This is a genomic window from Roseovarius tibetensis (assembly GCF_050896375.1).
GTDB lineage: Bacteria > Pseudomonadota > Alphaproteobacteria > Rhodobacterales > Rhodobacteraceae > Roseovarius > Roseovarius tibetensis.
This window is the reverse complement of record NZ_JBPBBB010000031.1, coordinates 15,209-32,716: the sequence shown is the minus strand read 5'-3', so window position 1 is coordinate 32,716 and position 17,508 is coordinate 15,209. Positions and strand designations below refer to the sequence as shown.

Annotated in this window: 12 protein-coding genes and 2 pseudogenes; 4 read left to right on the top strand and 10 right to left on the bottom strand. The window is 58.9% G+C overall.

The genetic code is table 11. From position 1 onward, the window contains the following. A pseudogene (locus ACROSR_RS15820) lies at positions 1–132 on the top strand (IS5/IS1182 family transposase); the annotation flags it as partial. Between the two features lie 433 nt (positions 133–565). Here the strand turns inward: ACROSR_RS15820 and ACROSR_RS15815 are convergent. From ACROSR_RS15815 to ACROSR_RS15800, 4 genes are all read right to left on the bottom strand, one after another. Further along, complete coding sequence (locus ACROSR_RS15815; RefSeq protein WP_432686753.1) at positions 566–973, bottom strand: hypothetical protein; 408 nt, start codon at positions 971–973, stop codon at positions 566–568. Positions 974–1,354: 381 nt separating this feature from the next. Continuing rightward, entirely contained in the window at positions 1,355–1,903 is a 549-nt protein-coding gene (locus tag ACROSR_RS15810; RefSeq protein WP_432686751.1) for a hypothetical protein, read from the bottom strand. A 256-nt stretch (positions 1,904–2,159) separates the two neighbouring features. After that, positions 2,160–4,838 (bottom strand): DEAD/DEAH box helicase, encoded by a 2,679-nt coding sequence (locus ACROSR_RS15805; protein WP_432686749.1) that lies wholly within the window; start codon positions 4,836–4,838, stop codon positions 2,160–2,162. Further along, positions 4,838–6,955, bottom strand: coding sequence for a DNA methyltransferase (locus ACROSR_RS15800; RefSeq protein WP_432686747.1), 2,118 nt, complete (start codon positions 6,953–6,955; stop codon positions 4,838–4,840). The genes ACROSR_RS15805 and ACROSR_RS15800 overlap by 1 nt, the downstream gene beginning before the upstream one ends. Before the next feature lie 274 nt (positions 6,956–7,229). Between ACROSR_RS15800 and ACROSR_RS15795 the strand changes: the two genes are divergently transcribed. Beyond that, positions 7,230–8,129: a terminase small subunit gene (locus ACROSR_RS15795; protein ID WP_432686745.1), complete on the top strand. Its 900-nt coding sequence runs from the start codon at positions 7,230–7,232 to the stop codon at positions 8,127–8,129. 150 nt (positions 8,130–8,279) lie between these two features. Here ACROSR_RS15795 and ACROSR_RS15790 read toward each other — a convergent pair whose 3' ends face one another. The 5 genes from ACROSR_RS15790 to ACROSR_RS15770 form a co-directional block, all read right to left on the bottom strand. Further along, positions 8,280–9,389 (bottom strand): bifunctional DNA primase/polymerase, encoded by a 1,110-nt coding sequence (locus tag ACROSR_RS15790; protein WP_432686743.1) that lies wholly within the window; start codon positions 9,387–9,389, stop codon positions 8,280–8,282. Then, positions 9,389–11,836 carry an ATP-binding protein gene (locus ACROSR_RS15785; protein ID WP_432686741.1) on the bottom strand — a complete coding sequence of 816 codons (2,448 nt, stop codon included), beginning with the start codon at positions 11,834–11,836 and terminating at the stop codon, positions 9,389–9,391. The genes ACROSR_RS15790 and ACROSR_RS15785 overlap by 1 nt, the downstream gene beginning before the upstream one ends. A 111-nt stretch (positions 11,837–11,947) precedes the next feature. Next, positions 11,948–12,133, bottom strand: a complete 186-nt coding sequence (locus tag ACROSR_RS15780) for a helix-turn-helix transcriptional regulator (RefSeq protein WP_432686739.1) — start codon at positions 12,131–12,133, stop codon at positions 11,948–11,950. Positions 12,134–12,266: 133 nt separating this feature from the next. Then, entirely contained in the window at positions 12,267–13,037 is a 771-nt protein-coding gene (locus ACROSR_RS15775) for a hypothetical protein (RefSeq protein ID WP_432686737.1), read from the bottom strand. Next, positions 13,037–14,329, bottom strand: a complete 1,293-nt coding sequence (locus tag ACROSR_RS15770; protein WP_432686735.1) for a tyrosine-type recombinase/integrase — start codon at positions 14,327–14,329, stop codon at positions 13,037–13,039. The genes ACROSR_RS15775 and ACROSR_RS15770 overlap by 1 nt, the downstream gene beginning before the upstream one ends. A 316-nt stretch (positions 14,330–14,645) precedes the next feature. Between ACROSR_RS15770 and ACROSR_RS15765 the strand changes: the two genes are divergently transcribed. Then, positions 14,646–15,926, top strand: coding sequence for a DUF6538 domain-containing protein (locus tag ACROSR_RS15765; protein ID WP_432686733.1), 1,281 nt, complete (start codon positions 14,646–14,648; stop codon positions 15,924–15,926). Here the strand turns inward: ACROSR_RS15765 and ACROSR_RS15760 are convergent. Beyond that, the gene (locus ACROSR_RS15760) at positions 15,908–16,195 is read right to left on the bottom strand and encodes a hypothetical protein (protein WP_432686732.1); all 288 of its coding nucleotides are present in this window, start codon (positions 16,193–16,195) and stop codon (positions 15,908–15,910) included. The two genes, ACROSR_RS15765 and ACROSR_RS15760, sit on opposite strands and share 19 nt — an antisense overlap. Before the next feature lie 372 nt (positions 16,196–16,567). Between ACROSR_RS15760 and istA the strand changes: the two are divergent. Beyond that, positions 16,568–17,434 (top strand): annotated as a pseudogene (gene istA / locus ACROSR_RS15755) (IS21 family transposase); the annotation flags it as partial. Between the last annotated feature and the right edge of the window lie 74 nt (positions 17,435–17,508).

The window sequence follows — 17,508 nt, the reverse complement described above, 5'->3', positions numbered from 1 at the left end:
AATGACATGGGCGGCACGCTGGTGCGCACGATCGGCATGGCGCGCGCCAAGGCGAAGATCGGGATGAAGAACATCGCCTACAACATGCGCCGCCTTGTGCAGCTCCGCCGCATCAACCCGTGCCCGGCGTGAACACCGGGCAAACCATCGCGCAGGTCAGGCCGCAAACCTGGAGAAACCGGGAATGAAAGGCACCGACCCGTGATTGCCCCGGGGCGCCATACCGCCAAACGGCTACTTCCCTCCCGCTTCACGCCAAACGCACCGTTGCCCGCCCAAGAAAATAATCAAAAATCGAGGTGCCCCTGATAGGGCTTTATTGCGGCGGCCGGTTCAAATCCTTGGGAGCTGAACCATTCCGAGGCTGGTCGTGACGCTGCGCCTGAAACCAGACCTTCATTCTGCAACGTTTGAAAGGCGGCAAAGGGCCGGGCGTTCCTTGAAAGACGACCAAAGTTTGCAATTTTGCAAGATCGGCTCCCTGCGCATTCCTGCCGCTCAGGTCGGGCCAGCTTGCACCTGCAGCGTAGGCCACGGGCGTTGGGTGGCAGGTGATCGTCATCAGTCACGAAAAATACGCCTGCGCCGGATCGAATTGGGCGAAAGGGTCGGCCTCGTCATCGGGCGCGCGGCAATTCAACTTGGACCGATCAACCGGCGTTGCGCCCAGTGCCGCCAGCGCAAGACGATACTGACCGAATAGCGCGGCGGTCGCGCCTGCCGGATCGTCAGTGATGCGACCGCGCATCAGGCACACAAGCTCGACCGCGCCTCGATCCTCATATGTCAGCCAGGGCAGTTCGTCGGCAAAGGTGGCCCATGCCGTCTTGGCGGTCTTGGGCAGATATGCAGGCGGCTTGCCAAGGGCGCGCCCGGATAGCGAAGGCTCAGACCGCGCGGCGTAGCGTTGCGGGTCTTTTCGGTCAGCCCCTGTCAGCCGGGCCTTGGCTGTCGGTGTTCTCGGTCTCGGCATGGTGGCCTCCGAAAAGTTTGAATTGCGGAAGTGCGAAGAAAGCTATGCCGCCGGTTACGGTTCGTCACCCTCTGGACTTTTGCAGCCCCCTCAGGCGCCCGGCTTGTCAGTCCGCGTCGCCGCAAAGCATGCGTTCAAGTTCTCTGGTTTCCCGCACGAGCGCGTTGATCTCGGCCCGAACCTCGGTCCATTCCCGCGACCGCATCCCGTGCTTCCAGGACGGATGCGACGGTCCCGACTTGTGACCGCCGCCTGCACCGTGAAACCGGCAAACGCGCCACCCTTTGACGGCGGGCCCCTTGCATCGCTCGCCCGTTCGCTTGGATTTTGCGGTGCATCTGGGGGCCGCGCGGGCCTTGCTCATGGGGGTCTCGTCATCCTTCATCGCTGGCCCTCCCCCCCGTGCTGTACATTGCCCACGATAGCCTGCCCGCCTTCTGACACGTCCATGCGCTGCACCACCACAGTTTGCTTGCCGCCCGTGCGATGCTTGCGCAGCGCCTCGACCTGGGCCACGAAGGTTCGGGCCAGCTTGTTGAAGCCGGTGTAGTGCGCCTGCACCTGAGGGATACTCTCCGCGTGGGCCATCCATCGGGATGACCGGATCGTCGCAACATGGGTTGCGGCCATCTGCACCGCCAGCATGCGCTCGATTGCATCGCGCGGGGCCATGTCGCGGATGATGGACAGCATGAAAATCCGCTCATCATTGCCCGGGTGGTCGTCGCTGACCTCGTTTGTTTTGAGGGCCTTTATGCAATGGCTCAGAAGGACGTCGGCTTGCATGTTGTCGGGGGTGCCGAATATCTGACGAAGCGCGCCCTCGCGGCCCAGTTCGACTTTTTGACCGGTCCGAGGCGATCCGCTCATCTTCACGCCCAGTTCGTCTTCGTCGGCTTTTTCGATTGCCGCCATGATGTTCGCCTTCATTCCCAAATGCGGGCGTACCAGATGTTTACCCGCGAACTTTTGGAGTAAACATACCATGAACACTGGGCATTGTCATGGTAGCGGTCCGGTTATCATCGTCCGTCGCGCCGCTCGCGCGCTGCCCTCAAAGCAGATGCACTGCACGTCCTAATTCGCCCCTGGCGCTGGGGACGTTTCGAGGATCGAATACTTCCACGCAACAGATGCCAATAGGGAGTCGCGCGCTCTAATGGACATAACCTGGAGGTCGCCATCCTTACTTGTATTCCCTGAAACTCTGCACGAGCTGCTCAAAGCTTGTGGGCTTGTATTTGTCGAAGCTCTCTTCATCGACATAAACGAAATCGAAGGCAATTTCGGATTTAGCGGCGTTTGTGTCTTCACACCATTGCCGCAGGCGCTCCATTTTCAATGGCACGTCCAAGTCTTCTTGGCCCTTGGTTTCGACGATGAAGACGCGGCCATCTTTCAGCTTGACGATGAAATCCGGGTAGTAGTTCGAGATACTTCCATCAGCGTTCACATAGTCAATCTTGAAGTGAACCGCGAAGTAATTCTTGGCGTAAGCTTGAACCCCGGAGCAGCCTTCAAGAAAGCTCGCGAAGCGAAGTTCAAGATGACTGTCGCCAATTACACGATTGAAAAGGCTGCGTTTCGGGACGATGTAGCCTTGCTCTTTCACGACAAAGGGTCGGGTGTTCCGAAGCTTGATGGTATCGCGGATTTCCGCGTCGCCCCGGTCCTTCACTGTCAGGGCATTGATGGCCTTTTTGAAGCTTTCCAAGATGGTCTTCGTGGCGGCCAACTCTGACAGGTTCCGCAGCGTATTGGCGCTTTCAAGATCGATGGTCGCGCCGAACAGATGGTCCTGAACAAAGGACTTTACCTTGCCGTAGAGTACGTCATAGCCGCTGACCAAGCGCAAATCGTCCATGATGGCCTTGGTGAAGTAGCCGATGACGCTGCGATAATCGGCAATCCCGGCTGTATCCAGCACAGTGGTATGCGTCACCTCTCCGGTTGTGATGTCCTTGAAGACAATCTCACGCTGCTCCTCCTCGCTGAAGCTTTGATAGATGACCTTCTGATGGCTGAGTGAAGATACATCGAGGTCGGCTAGATTCTTATATTCTCGGTAAATGCGCGGCGTAAGAACGGGGATTTCGATGTCTAGCGCGTCCAAGTCCTTGTCCGGGGTTTCCTTATCCACCTCGACGACAATCGGCGTCTTGGGTTTCGTGCCTGACCCCATCGGTTTGCGTTCAAGCTCGACGCCTTCGGCTTGGATGGACTCGACAAACTCCATAAAAGCGTCGGTGCCGACAACGCTCAAATATTCCTCGACGCCGCCGGGATACATTTTGCGCAGGCCGCGACCCAAGGTCTGCTCGGGCAGGATGTTGCTCTTTGCGCTATATGCGCGCAGCCCGACAATCGTTGTCACATTGCGCACGTCCCAGCCCTCTTTCAGCATCAGGACGGACACCACCGCCTTGTAGGGGCTGGTGGGGTCGTCGATATCGTTAGCTTCTTTGCGAAGCTCCTCCAACTCCTCCTTTTTCTTGCCGGTGGCCGCCTCCGAAATCTCGCCGTTCGCCTTCGTGTGAATGACCAGAACCGAGTCCTTCAAATCTGGGTAGGTGCCTTCGAGATAGGCCGCCACATCGTCACAGTTCTTGGTGTCATCGGTCATCACGAAGAGAACGGCCTTCTTGCCCATCTTCTGGTGCTCTTCGTAGGCTTGTCGCCATTCAATGACGCCCAAGTCCAGATAGTCGGCGTATTTCTCGGTGTATTTTGCGCTCTGGCGCTCGGCGAGCTTCGACCGGCTGGCCGCGTCAGGCAGGACGGGGTGTTTGACCACATTCTGGGAAATCGCCTCGACCAGCGGATAGTCGGCCACGGTCTGGACAAAGATTGCGCCGTTGTTGTGCTTCGGCGTTGCCGTCACATCGACTTGAAGCGAGAGGCCAGCCCCCTTCTGGACCAGGCGATTGTGGATGTCCTCAATCGACTTGAACCAGGCCAACCGGGCATCGTGGATATGGTGCGCCTCGTCGTTCAACACCATCAACTCATCAATGTCGCGGACAATCATTCCGAGGTCCACCTTGGAGTCGGTGGTCCCGCCTGTTGGCTTCTTGCCCAGGAAGAAATCCATCGTGTCGTCATCTTCGGGCGACGGGGGGATGTCCTCGCCCGCATAGACGCGGTGGATATTGGTCAGGAAGATGTTGCCGGTCGGCTGCGTGACATTCACCTCGTCTTGAAGATGAAGCGTCAACTGGAAGTCGTCGTGCCAGTTCCGGCCATCGAAGCCATTGTCAGGGATAATCGGGTCTTCGTAGAAAAGCCGTAGCCCCTGGAAATCCTTGTAGATGCGGTCGAGCACGATGATGTTCGGCGCGATAAGCAGGAAGTTCCGGGCCAGCTCGCTATCGGGCTCATAGAGCTTGTGGAAATAGCCCCACGCCAAGGCAAGGCTCAACACTTTAGTCTTGCCCGCGCCGGTCGCCATTTTCACGACATAGCGCCGCCAGCTCTCGTCGAACATACTGGCCGATACCGCGCCCGAGCTGTCGAAGCGCATAAGGTCGTACTTGTCCTTCGCGCCCACGACATCGTAGAGGTAGATGATGGTTTCCAGCGCCTCGCGCTGCGAGAAGAAATACTGGAACTCGGCCATGTTGCCATCGGCCTGTGGCAACAGGTGCGTGGTGTTGAACCACCAGTTTAGCAGGCTCTTGCTCGTTTCGGACGCGCCGACATAGCCGCTATCTCGAAACTCCTTCACCCTGACGCGCAATGCGGCCACCAAGGGCGGCATAAGCTTTTCCATGCCCGTTTCGCGCAATGCTTCGTCCGCAGGGAACCAGCGGATGGTCGGGTCGAGGATTTGGTGCGGGGACTCGGGGAAATCGGGGTGAAGCGCCATCAGTTCGACCCTCCGACATTCACATCCACAATCGTCATGGTGTCGTTCCCGAAGATGTCCACGACCTTGACGGCAATCTTGCGCCGCCCTGGCGCGCATTCGTGGAAGACGCTTTTCAGTTCAAGCGAGCGGTCCTTCTTGGTGCGGAAGGATTGCCATTCGTTTTCGAAGATGTAATCGCCCGTCCATTGCTCTTCCCATTCCCCGGTATCGGGGTTTTGGAGGTGGACGATTTCGCGCTTGCTTTCAAAGTCGAAGTCCACCGACCAATAGTCAATCCAGTCGGTCCATGTCTCGGTCAGTTGCTCGCGGGTCAGGATGCCATCCTTGTCCTTGCTGACCTTGATGATTTGCCCCTTCTCGACGACAATTTTGCTTGCCTTATTTTTCAGGGTCGCCTCGGCGTGGGCGATGGAATCCTGCGAGTAGAAGACCGAGAAATCAGTCAGCTCGACCGCCACGGTATTGCCCTTGAAATGCGGGCGAACCTCGATGTACGACACATCGTGGAAGACCACCTGATTGCGCTCCACGGCGCGCTTGTCGAACACTTCGCGGGGGATGTATTTCGGCGCGATGTCGATGCCCTTCTCGCGGGCTTCGTCCAGCACATTTGGGAAAAGACCCATCTCGAACTCGAAGCCAAGGATATCGACCTTGGTGACGCGCTTCTTGCGGCATTCGAGGATGATTTCCTCAACGAAAAGCCGCGACACAGGCATGTTTACGGGGCCAATCGCGACCAGTCGCCCGGCGCGCTTGCCGTGGAAGCTGGCGAAGCCATCTGTTTTCTCTGAACGGTAGGCGCTTAGGATAAGGTCAAGGAAAGCGCGTTCCCGCGCTTCGAGTTGCTGCTGTCGCTGTTCTTCGCGAAGGTCAGGGTTCACACCGACATAGTGTTGGCGTTCATACTTGCCGAGATTCAGGATTTCGAAAGCGCGATAGTCTTTGCCTGCGGCTTTAAGTTCGCGCTGAACACCAATCATTCGCTTTCGAGTAGTGTGTACTGCGAACTTTCCAAGGTCTGAAACAATCCATTTTCTTCCAAGCTTTTCTGCTGCTGCTGCGGTAGTACCTGAACCGACAAAAAAGTCGGCTACAAGGTCTCCTTCATTAGAGGAAGCCAATATCATCCTCTCAATGAGTTTTTCTGGTTTTTGGGTGGCATAACCCGTCCGCTCAGGGTCTCTCGAGCCAAGTATCTGAATATCCCATACATCCGGGCACGGTTGACCAAGTTCGTTTAAGTAAGTCCGTGCGCCACCAGACTGTTGCTTGTAGCGTCGCCCTTGTTCATCGGTTTTGTCATATTGTACGATAGATTCTTCCCGGTGGCGGACTCGAACGCTGTCTAAATTGAACAGATGTGGCGATTTCTTGCGATATAAGTAGATTGTATTGTGTTTGCGTGCATACCAATCCGAAACCATTGTACGTGTATTGAATGACCAAATAATCTCATTGAGGAAGTTCCCCGAGCCAAACAACTCATCAAGAACCTGACGAATCAGGCTGGTCACGCGCCAATCACAATGAACATAGATACTTCCGTCGTCGGCCAGTAAATCCCGCATTAGAGCGAGACGCTCGTATATCATGGCTATAAATGAGTCTGCGCCTTTGCCCCAAGTATCGCGGTAGGCTATTTCTTCGAGGATATTGGGCTTTTTGGTGAATGTATCTCCGCCCACTTCAATATCCATAGAAAAGTCAGCGCCAACGTCAAAGGGTGGGTCGATGTATATGACCTTGATACCGCCCTGGCGCTCAATCTCTTCGCGCATTGCCCCACTCTTGAGCGAGGACAGGATGAGCTTGTTGTCGCCCCAAATCAGCTTGTTGGTCCAGCCTTGAAGCTGACGGCCTCGGTTGTCCATCGCGAACAGGTCTTGCTGCGCCCCCGTATCCTCGGGCTTCTCGGCACGTGGCTCGTCCACTTGCTCAATCGTCTGGAAGGGCAGGACAACATTCGTCACCTCGTTGGTCTTGCCGTTCCAGACCAGCTCGACCTCCCGCTTGTCGTCGAACAGAAGGAAACGATACTTGTCAGGCAGGGGCTTGCCCGCCTCGATGAAGCGGATGATTTCCTGCTGTTCCTGTTCCGTCAGTCTCGCCATCGGCTGCCCTCACTTGGCCTGCCCAAGATTCGGACAGACTCTTGATTTTTCATCATTCTGCATTGCCAGGTCCATGTTGCAACCCGTGCGGGAAGAAGAAGTGTGAGCTGACCGGTCTGGGAAACCCCATGTCGGTGTTGTTAAACGCCAATGTTTGTCTCCGTTGTCGCCACCGAGAGGGTCTGAAACACTCTGGGCATGTTGTTATCGACCGGCCACCAAAAAAGTGATAGCAATTTCCTACTATTATCGTTGATGCGGGAATGAATTTGGTATGCGCCCGAGGCAGCAAGCACAGCCCAGATCGAAGGCACACGGAACCAGAACCGACTGTGCCAAGCCGCCGGCGGATGACGCCAATCCCGTTCGTAATCGGGATGGGATTCTGCCTGCGCAGCGTCGCTTCTGCCGGGAGTACGTGCTCGACTGGAACGGAACGCAGGCCGCGATCCGTGCCGGATACAGCCCCAAAACTGCTGGATCGCAGGCGCATGATCTCCTGAAGAAACCTGAGATCCGCGTCGAAATCGGGCGATTGGAACGGGAGGCCGCTGAGAAGCTGGAAATACATCACACCGACCTGCTGAAGCGCCTCTGGGACACGGCCACAGGCGATGTGAATGATCTGGTCCGCATCGAGCGCCGCGCCTGTCGCTACTGTCACGGTGTCGGGCATGAGTACCAGTGGACAACGCCCCGCGAATACCGCGATGCCGCCGATCGCTTCCTGCTCGACACGGCCAAGGGCAACGCCTCCGTGCTGGCCGAGATGACTGACCGGATCGACGCAGGGGGCCGCATCCCCGGCATGCCGCGCGACGACGGTGGCTACGGATTCATAGCCACTGCCATGCCAAGCCCCGACTGCCCCGAGTGCGCAGGCGAGGGTATTGCGACCGTACATGTCACGGATACCCGAGATGCCGTTTCTCACCCGCTCTACGAAGGTGTCAAGCAGACCAAGGACGGGATCGAGGTCAAGATTGCCGACCGCGCCAAGGCGCTGGAGCAGGTTGCGCGACATATGTCGTTCTTTAAGGACGAGGTGAAGATGAACGCCTCGCAGGAACTCCTGGAGGCGGCCCGCAAGATCAACGCTGCCTCGCCGCCCCTCGATGCGAGATACATGGCCAAGAACGCAAGCCGTCTGCTGGGCGATGAGGCGGAGAAATGACAGTGCAGGATGCCGAACATATGTGACACGGCATCTTCAGTGCAAGATTACTAGCTTTTATCGTGGCGCCCGTCGACCAGAGCCCGCCGCAATCACAACGGGTATGATGCGCTTGCCTATGTGGTCGGGATTCCGTCCTCATAAGTAAGTTTAGCCCCTCCCCCCTGCCCCCCCCGCCTCCCCAAAGGACGGGTATTGCACGTTTTCGGGGGCGTCCGCAGGCATTGGCATTGCCAACGCGAACGTCTGCATCTTCTTGCCAACGTGGTGCCTGCCGGCCAGCTTGAGCAATCCAACCTCTTCGAGCGCCCGCCGCGCGGCCAGAAACCGCGCCTTGGACAGAGATGTCAGCCCCGCCTTCTTCATGGCCTTGTGACAAAGAGGAAAGGTCTTGCCGGGGGTATGGCCGTGCTGGTCCACAAGCCGGACATAGAGCGCCAGAGCGCCCTCCTGAGCGGGTTTGCCGCGCAACAGGTCCAACGGCCGCCGGTGAAGCGAAAAAGCACTCATGCGGCCAGCATAGAGGCGATTTTCCAAACGGCATTGCCATGCCCAGCGCGCAATCTCTGCAAGTTCGCTTTCCGGCATGGTCCTTGGCGTTTCGCACCAATCGTCACGCAACTGACGCAGGTTGGCCGTCAGTTCCTCCGGGCTGGCCGCATGGGCCACCCGCTGAATGGCAAACTTGACCAGTTCAACATGTCGCGTGCCGGTTAGTATGGGCGCTGGGCGTGATACAGCTGCGACAGGCTCGCTCGACGGGATTCTAAGGGGATTCAATGCGTCAACACCCAACATCCCCCTCCCTGGCGCGTATATGCCGCCGTCCGGGCGCATGGAATGCGGGCCGGCAACATAGGCGCGGGAGCCGGTCTTGATGTCGACCGGCAATCGCTCGCCGCGCAGGTTCGGGGGGGTGCCATTGGCAAGGTAGTAGAGGTGCCGCCCGCGCGGCGTCTGGACGTGAACCGGCGACGGGCCAAAGCGGGCCTCCAGTTCGGCCACGAGGACAGGGTCATCCGTGTCGCAGTCTACCACCGCCAATCCGTCAAGCCGGATGCCATACATCGCCACGCCCGAACGATGCATCGGGCCGAAGACTTGGGCCAAGGTCAGGCTTTTGTCTGCCCATCCTCGCAAGAGCGGCTTTTTGCCATCATCGCCACCGCCAAGCGGCAGGAGAGGAAAGCCAACCCGATGCAGCCGGGCCATTTCGGCACGGAAATCGTCAGGCAGGCCGGATTTGACCAACGCGGTCATCACACTGCTCCCTTCACAATACCCGCAAGGGCGGTGTCCCAGGTCTGGGCGGGGTCTCCTACAAGCTGGTCACTAACCGCCTGGCGCAGTGTTTCCGGCTCCGGTAAAGGGCCGGGCTCGATTTCCATTTTGGCAAGGATGCGATTGGCTTCTATCGTGCAGGCGTACTCTCGGGCCGCCTCGGCAATCTCGGCGGCATCAGGCACCATCTTCTGCACTCCGTGATCGCGCAGTTTGCCTTCGATCCAGGCAATCATCTGGCGGCTGTCCATCTGATTCAGTTCGACGCGACGATCTTGCAAAAACTCGATTTCAGCTTCGGTTGCGCCGTACTTTTGCAGCGGCGGTATGATATCGCCTTTGTTCTTGACCGGTTCTGAATCCAATCCCATCGCCTCCACGTCCGCCAGACGCAGGCCGAGGTCGATGGCTCCATCACCTTTCCACTGGTGACGCCGGGTGTCTTCCCGGAGGGTGCCGGCGATGACGAAACCTGAAACGTCAAAGTCGCGGATAGCGAGGACCGGTACGTCCTGCGCGGTGAACCAGTCCACCAGTTGGCGCGCCGCGGTCACGCTCATCCCCTTCGTGCTCATGACTGCGATATCGAACCGCTCGGGCAGCTGCGCCGCTCCGAGGATGGGCTGGAAGCCTTCCTTCTCGACAAACAGTACTGCCCCGTAGCGATTGCGTGGACCACTCGTCTCGATGTCATTGATGACGAATCCGGACGGCTGTGCGGTTCGAAGCCGGTCGTCCGCGCGGGCGATGTATGTCTCGACTTGCAGTGTCCCGAGTGGCACGCGCTTCTCGGTGTGCGGCTCCACGAGGTTGCCGCGAGGATCGACGGCGATCCTCCATCCGGCAGTCCGATCAGGGTTTGCCTTGAGATAATCCCAAAGCAGGGTTTGGCAGAAATACTGGTCGTCGAGGGCCTTGCCCGTGGCGTCCATGATTGGCCCCCGCGCGGCATACATGATCTGCCGAGGTGCCGCCGGCAGGGTGCCGTCACTGGACGCCTTCAGATAGGCCCGCTCCATCTCGGTGAAAGCTGCCTCGCGGGTGGTGATACCCCGGTCCTTTTGGGTAGGCATCCTCTGCGACGCCTTGCGCCTGTCCTTCATGATATTGTCGAATTGATCCTGCCAAGGCTTCGTGACTTTGTGCAGGATATTCCGCAGGGCATCCCGTACTGGTTCGGGCAGGATCACGTTGCGCTTACCCCGGTCTGAAAAATCGATGCCGGGGCAGGCAATATGAACGATGACAGTTACGCCGCGGTCCTCTGCCTCTTTGGTCAAGAGACGGGTGGAGTCCAGAAGGTTATCAAGCCCGGCGAAATGCGTGGAGGGCGGTGCGGTGTGGTTGACCATCATTAGCGAGCCGGCCGCAACACGATCCTGAACAAGAGCCGCTTCGATCACGGCAGGCGCCAGATCGTCATCAACGCGTGCGACAGCATATTTGAGATGGTCGCCGGCACGCGCCAGGGCAGCCTCGCCCAGTGTTCCGAGCCGGCTGGCCCGGGGCGGTTTGGTGGCGTCACACAAGGCGGCATGAAGCCTTTTTTCCATCGCCGGGTCAATGGAGCCATCATCAAGCTGCAACGCCGCCAGCGGGGCGCGCGTAAGGCCCAGCATATCCGTCACCTCTTTCTGCTTCGCGCTCCCGGACAGACCGTCGAAGTCCTTGAGGAAATCACGCAGGGCGAGGCCCGGATCGGCGGCAAGACGTGCGGTCAGGAGCCGGTGGAACCGTTCGGAGGAATACCAGTGTGCCGATGCCGGTTTTGCACTCGGCCATTTCGTCGCCTTCAGTGAAACCCGGTCCAGTATCGTCTGACCGTCCAAGCTGATCGCAGCAGTCGGGTTTACCAGGGCGATGTGATTCAAGACGATGTAAATTTCTTCTCTGGGCAAATAGTCAATCCAGCGTGCTGAATGGACCGAGACGCGCGTGCCGGTTTTTACATCGGAGGGCGTGATCTCGTGCCCGACCTCGATCTTGCCGGTCAGGGGATGCGGACGCAGATCAAGGCGGTGACATCGCCCCATGCTTTCGATCATGACGTGACCGTTGCCCAGCACCCGCGGCATTGCCAGCAGCGTCATCCACGCATTGCCCTGCGCGCCGCGCGTGATGCCGACATAGGCTTCACGGCTGGAGGTGCGCGTTGAATAGTCCGCGATCCGGGTGACGATCTCGGGCGGGATACCCGGGCCCTGGTCGGTCACGGAGATCGTCCCGTTGGCGTAGTCGCGTGTTACGCCGATCACCGGGTAGGAGCCTGCGTCTTCGGCCGCGTCCAGTGCGTTATCGACCAACTCTTTGACGGCGACTTCGGCCCAGCAGTGCCGGTCATAACCGATTTGCGCGGTCAGCTCGCGCTCGGTCAGAAAGTCAAGATCGCGGCTGGTACTGAATGTTTGGCGATTTAGAATAGGCATCTCGCGTTCCTTTGTGGTTGCCCACAATGGCGCGGCGGTGTTACAGTATAACTAACATCTGCCCGATGCTGTTTTACCTGCCCCGTCCGCGCTGCCTGCGGGCGGGGTTTGTTATACGATTTCCGTCTTTTCCGATTCCCAAGCCTCGATATCCGACAGACGCCAGCGCGTGCAGCCTGGGGAAAGTTTTACGGGTTTGGGGAATGTCGGGTCGGTCTGTAGCCAACGACGCGGCGTCAGATGGTGGACATTCCAGCGCGCGCCAAGTTGGCGGTCAGTCAGGTAGGTTTCGGGCATTGAATACACTCCAATCAGTTGCGACTGGATGCAGCATGACTGAAAACCGAAGTTTTGGAACATATGCAGAACACGCAAAATGCATCATGCAGTTATGCGATTATTTTGCTGCAAATGCGTTTCCTTTTGCGGCTCAGAATTTCGCCAAACCGCGACGTAGCGTATCTATGCTAACAGTCATTTTTCCAACTTGTCCTACTGCATGAGCCGCTTGCTGCCACGTAAGACCCTTGGCGTCATGTCCATCCGGATAAAGCGAACGGTAGAGTTTCGCTGCGACCTCTTGCTTTCGAGGACGTCCTTTTGGAATCGCGTTAACTTGTTTGCCGGTCCAATCAAATATATTGGTCAGGAATTGTTCAATTGTTTCACAATCTTCATGCTTGAAACAAACTGACCAACCATCGAACGGTTTTATCTTTTCCAAGAGCGCTAAGGCTTCTGGAGCCAACTTTGAGCAGTCATCGGCGCTGGGAGCCTCAATGCAGCAGGACAGCATATCCCAAAAGTAGTAGCTGAACCGCGTATTCAATATTTCGTCTGCCTGCCCGCCTTCAGCGATTGGCCTCAGTTCGTCATCCGACAAGGGCCATTCAAAATCATACCAAGACAAATGATCGTCTGCGGCAAAAAAAACGTCAGCTGCACGCATCACAGACCCGCTGGGGCTTGTCAAATAAACGGCTCCGGGTTGAATAATGAGACAGGTATTAATGAGCCATTCAAGAAAGAGCAATCGTCCGGCTTGTGCGGTGCGAAAAGGGTCTGCATCGTCAGCTTCAACCCCTTTGGAGGCTTGTTTTGTTGCCCAAGGCAGAGCACACTCGAGATAAAAATCCTCAGCATGTGCCAACATCCAACCCTTTGACTGCGCGAAAGGTACAAAGCCTTCGGGAGAAAACATCAGCCAATCCTCACAATTTCTGCGCCTGACTGCATCGTCCTTGTAAGGAAATGCGCCCAATCGGCCATCATGCGCCGACGCTTTTCGATCATGTCGCCGCGCCGATAGCTGGCCTCGACCGCGTTGCTGATCTTGTGCGCCAGCGCGACCTCGGCCATGTCGCCCGGATAGCTCGTTCGTTCTGCAACCCAATCGCGAAAGGTCGAACGCAGACCATGCGGCACAGCAGGGCGCTTTGACACTCGGTCGATGAAGCCTTGCCCGCCCTGAGCCAGATCGGCCTGATGCATCCGCTTCATTGTCGCGCTCAAGGTCATGTCAGACAGCATACCACCACGCGGGGCCGGGAACACAAGTGGGTTGTCGTCGAAGCGGGGCAACGCGTCCAACAGCGCCAGCGCCTCTGGCGATAGCGGCACGCGGTGCTCCTCGCCCGCCTTCATCCGATCTGCCGGAATGACGACAATCGCCTTGTCCTTGTCCACGTCATCCCATGTCAGGCTGCGCACCTCGCTAGACCGCAGACCGCACAGCGCCAGAAATTCGAGCGCTCGCGCGCCCAAGCCCTCGCGAGTGCGCAAGGCCGCAAACCAGCGCGGGGCGTCGTCGATCTGCACGGCGGGGTGATTGGCTTCCTTGGCTATCTTGGCAGGGGCTGGCAAAAGCTCTTTCAGATTGCCCGCCCATCTTGCCGGATTGTCACCCTTGCGGTGCCCTGAAACCGTTGCCCAACTCAGAACCGCCTCGATCCGGCCACGAACGCGGGTCGCGGTTTCGGTCTTCGTCGCCCAGATCGGCTGCAATACGCGCAATACGTCTTGCGTGTCGATATCTTGCACCAACATCTTGCCAAGTTCAGGCGTTGCGTAAGTGGCAAGGGTGTTTTCCCACTGCTGGCGATGCTTGGCGTTCTTGAAAGCGTCCAGCTTCGCGGTAAGAGCCTTGTCCACCGCATCCGCGAAGGTCAGCCCACGGCGCTGGGATGCGACGAGCGCGGCGTTTGCTGCCTTGCGTTCTTCGACCGGATCAATGCCCGACTCGATCTTCGCGCGGGCCTCTCGGGCCTTGTCGCGCGCCTGTGACAGAGTAACACTCGGAAAACCGCCCAAGCCAAGGTCGCGGCGCTTTGACCCCACCTTTATGCGCAGCACCCAAGACCGCCCGCCATGCGGCGTGATCTGCATGTGAAGGCCAGACACGCCTCCGACCGAGTACAGGACATTTCGCTTGCCGCCCGGATGGGCCAGGTTCTTGACCTCAAGCGCTGACAGCTCCTTCGCAACCTTTGGCATTTGCCTGCACCCCACATAGCGCCCCACATAGAAAAAGTAACCTGTCGCATAGGATTGCACAAGGCTGCAAACTGAAGTTGCCCGTAAACGGTCTACGTTGTTGAGATTTATGAGACTTCACGCATCTGATTGCATTGGATCAGAAAGGCATGTTGGCGGTCTGTCTTTCCGCCATACTACGTCTCCTCAAAATTTTAATTATTCATCTGAATCATGGCCTTACCGGACATCGAGGGCCGGTCGACAAGTTGTGCGGCTTGTTTCGCACCCCATTTCGCTACACATACTGCTACGCACGACGACGTAGGAGGTGGACGTGAGTATTCATCAGCGCGGAAAGGTGTACTGGCTCAAACGACGGGTTCCCGCACGGTATTCAGATATCGAAACGCGCAAGGAGGTCTGGCGCAGCCTCAAGACCGACTCGCTCGGCGTCGCGAAGCAGAAGGCCGAGGCGGTCTGGGGAGAGCTGGTCGAAGGCTGGGAAGCCCGGCTCGCGGGGCGCTCCCATGAGGCAGAGGAGCGGTTCGCCGCAGCGCGGGACCTGGCCGCAGCGCGGGGGGTGCGGTTTCTGTCGGCGCGCGCGGTGGCAGAGCTGCCTATCGCGCAGGTCCTGGAGCGGATCGAGTCCGTGGCCCCCGCCGCCACGCCGGAGGAGCCCGACCGCATCGAGGCCGCCGCGCTCCTTGGCGGTGCTGGCGAGGCGCCGATCACTGTCAGCCGGGCGCTGGAGCTTTACTGGGACATGACCCGGGACCAGGTCCTCGACAAATCGGATGATCAGGTGCGGCGCTGGAAAAACCCGCGAAAAAAAGCGATCCGGAATTTCATCAATGTCGTGGGAAACAAGCCCATCGCCGCGATCACCGCAGACGATATGGGCGATTTCCGGAACGCGTGGATGGAGCGGATCGAGATCGAGGGGTTGACGCCGAACAGCGGCAACAAGGACTTGACGCACCTTGGCGCGGTCCTGAAGACGGTCAATGACCGCAAGCGGCTCGGGATCAACCTCCCGCTGTCCGGCTTCAACTTCAAACAGGGCGACAGCGCGCCGAGGCCCCCCTTCAGCGACAACTGGATCCGGGAGCGTCTGCTCGCGCCCGGGGCCCTCGACGGGCTGAACCCGGAGGCGCGGGCGATCATGCTCGGTATGGTCAATACCGGATATCGCCCCGGAGAGGCTGCGGGGCTGATGCCGGAGGATATCTTGCTTGACGGCGACGTGCCGCATATCCGGATCCGGGCCAACGCCGCGCGGACGATCAAGACCGGTCCGTCGCGGCGCGACCTGCCGCTGCTCGGCGTGAGCCTCGCGGCGTTCAAGGACTTTCCTGACGGCTTTCCGCGCTACCGTAGGAATTCGGCCGGCTTGTCTGCAACGATCAACAAGTATCTCCGCGAAAACGGGCTCGTGGAGACCCAGCGGCACACGCTCTACAGCCTGCGGCACTCCTTCGAGGACCGCCTCCTGCGGGCGCGGGTCGATGAGCGCGTGCGGCGAGACATTCTCGGCCATGCGCTCGGGCGCGAACGATACGGCGAGGGCGGCGGGCCAGCTTTCTTGGTCGGCGAGATTCAGCGCGCCGCGTTGTAACTGCGCGCCCCACGCGCGATCTTGCGGGCGCGGTCCAGGGTGCTGGCGGTCCTGCGGGCATCTTCCAGCTCCGCCTCGAGCCGCTGGAAGATGGGCAGGTAGACCTCGTCGTCGATCACCAGCGCCGCGACGGTTTCGAGGGCCCGTTCCAGACGCGCGACGGTGACCTTGCCCCCCGCGGCGAAGCCAAGCGCGCACGGACCGTGCCGTGCGTGTGCGTGTGACTGCGGGGCAGCGTCGGGCAAGACAAGCCTCTCCTGTTCGCGCAAGCGCGTTTCTCGATAGGACTCGTGTGTACTTACGGGCCCGGGGACCGGAATATCTGGGGGCCACCTGCTGACGACCCGTACACCTGATTTAGCATGAAGCGCCTATGGAAACCCGTCGAGATCGGTCCGGAGTTTCTTGTTTTTGTGGATAACTCGCGTGTCGGCCCTGTCCGGAACAGCCGCGGCGTCGGGTGTCACAAAACATGAGTGTCAGGAAAAATAGGGAGAAAAACAGGGTGATCCCGGCCTCGCGCACGGTTGTTGATTGTCACTGAGACCTGACCCGGCAACGGCCAAAATTGTCACCGAGATCTGACCCATGTGCAACCTTTCCCCGGCTTGAACCAGCTGGGGATTATCGGAGTGATCGACATGGGATTTTTGAGGGTTATTCGGAAATGGGCGCTTCGCGACAAGATGCCCATTCGCGAGATCGCACGGCGGACGGGCGTATCTCGCAACACGATCAAGAAGTATCTGCGTGCGGGGATTGTCGAGCCGGAGTTTCAGACACCGGACCGCCCGAGCAAGCTGGATCCGTATGCTGAGAAGCTGTCGGGCTGGCTGGTGGCTGAGCAGCGCAAGTCGCGCAAGGAGCGGCGTACGGCCAAGCAGATGCACGCCGATCTGGTTCAGCTTGGATTTGATGGCTCCTATGAACGGGTTGCGGCCTTCGTGCGGGAATGGAAAGGCGAGCGGCAGCGCGCGCATCACACAACAGATCGCGGGGTTTTCGTTCCGCTGGTGTTTCAGCCGGGTGACGCGTTCCAGTTCGACTGGAGCGAGGACTGGGTCCATGTCGGATCTGAGCGCATCAAGTTGCAGGTGGCCCATATCAAGCTGTCACACAGCCGCGCCTTTCTGGTGCGCGCCTATCTGCTGCAAACACACGAGATGCTGTTCGACGCTCACTGGCACGCCTTCCGCGTCTTCGAAGGCATTCCGAGACGGGGCATCTACGACAACATGCGGACGGCTGTCGACCGTGTGGGCGTGGGTAAGAAGCGCGATGTGAACGCCCGGTTTCTGGCAATGACCAGCCATTATGTCTTTGATCCCGAGTTCTGCAACCCGGCGGCGGGCTGGGAGAAAGGACAGGTCGAGAAGAACGTTCGCGACGCGCGCCACCGGCTCTGGCAGGTGATGCCAGCCTTTCCGGACCTTGATGCGCTGAATGACTGGCTGGAAGACCGCTGCAAGCTCCTGTGGGCCGAGACTGCGCATGGCACCCTGCCTGGCTGTTGAGCGACAACCACCATGGCCGGTGCCGACAGCCACCTTGGCCGGTGGGGCTGAACGGAAGACGGGCATGC

What these genes read in the sequence shown, in the direction of transcription:
- ACROSR_RS15815 (WP_432686753.1), bottom strand. Translation starts at nt 973, where the DNA reads ATGCCGAGACCGAGAACACCGACAGCCAAGGCCCGGCTGACAGGGGCT.
- ACROSR_RS15810 (WP_432686751.1), bottom strand. Translation starts at nt 1,903, where the DNA reads ATGAAGGCGAACATCATGGCGGCAATCGAAAAAGCCGACGAAGACGAA.
- ACROSR_RS15805 (WP_432686749.1), bottom strand. Translation starts at nt 4,838, where the DNA reads ATGGCGCTTCACCCCGATTTCCCCGAGTCCCCGCACCAAATCCTCGAC.
- ACROSR_RS15800 (WP_432686747.1), bottom strand. Translation starts at nt 6,955, where the DNA reads ATGGCGAGACTGACGGAACAGGAACAGCAGGAAATCATCCGCTTCATC.
- ACROSR_RS15795 (WP_432686745.1), top strand. Translation starts at nt 7,230, where the DNA reads ATGCGCCCGAGGCAGCAAGCACAGCCCAGATCGAAGGCACACGGAACC.
- ACROSR_RS15790 (WP_432686743.1), bottom strand. Translation starts at nt 9,389, where the DNA reads ATGACCGCGTTGGTCAAATCCGGCCTGCCTGACGATTTCCGTGCCGAA.
- ACROSR_RS15785 (WP_432686741.1), bottom strand. Translation starts at nt 11,836, where the DNA reads ATGCCTATTCTAAATCGCCAAACATTCAGTACCAGCCGCGATCTTGAC.
- ACROSR_RS15780 (WP_432686739.1), bottom strand. Translation starts at nt 12,133, where the DNA reads ATGCCCGAAACCTACCTGACTGACCGCCAACTTGGCGCGCGCTGGAAT.
- ACROSR_RS15775 (WP_432686737.1), bottom strand. Translation starts at nt 13,037, where the DNA reads ATGTTTTCTCCCGAAGGCTTTGTACCTTTCGCGCAGTCAAAGGGTTGG.
- ACROSR_RS15770 (WP_432686735.1), bottom strand. Translation starts at nt 14,329, where the DNA reads ATGCCAAAGGTTGCGAAGGAGCTGTCAGCGCTTGAGGTCAAGAACCTG.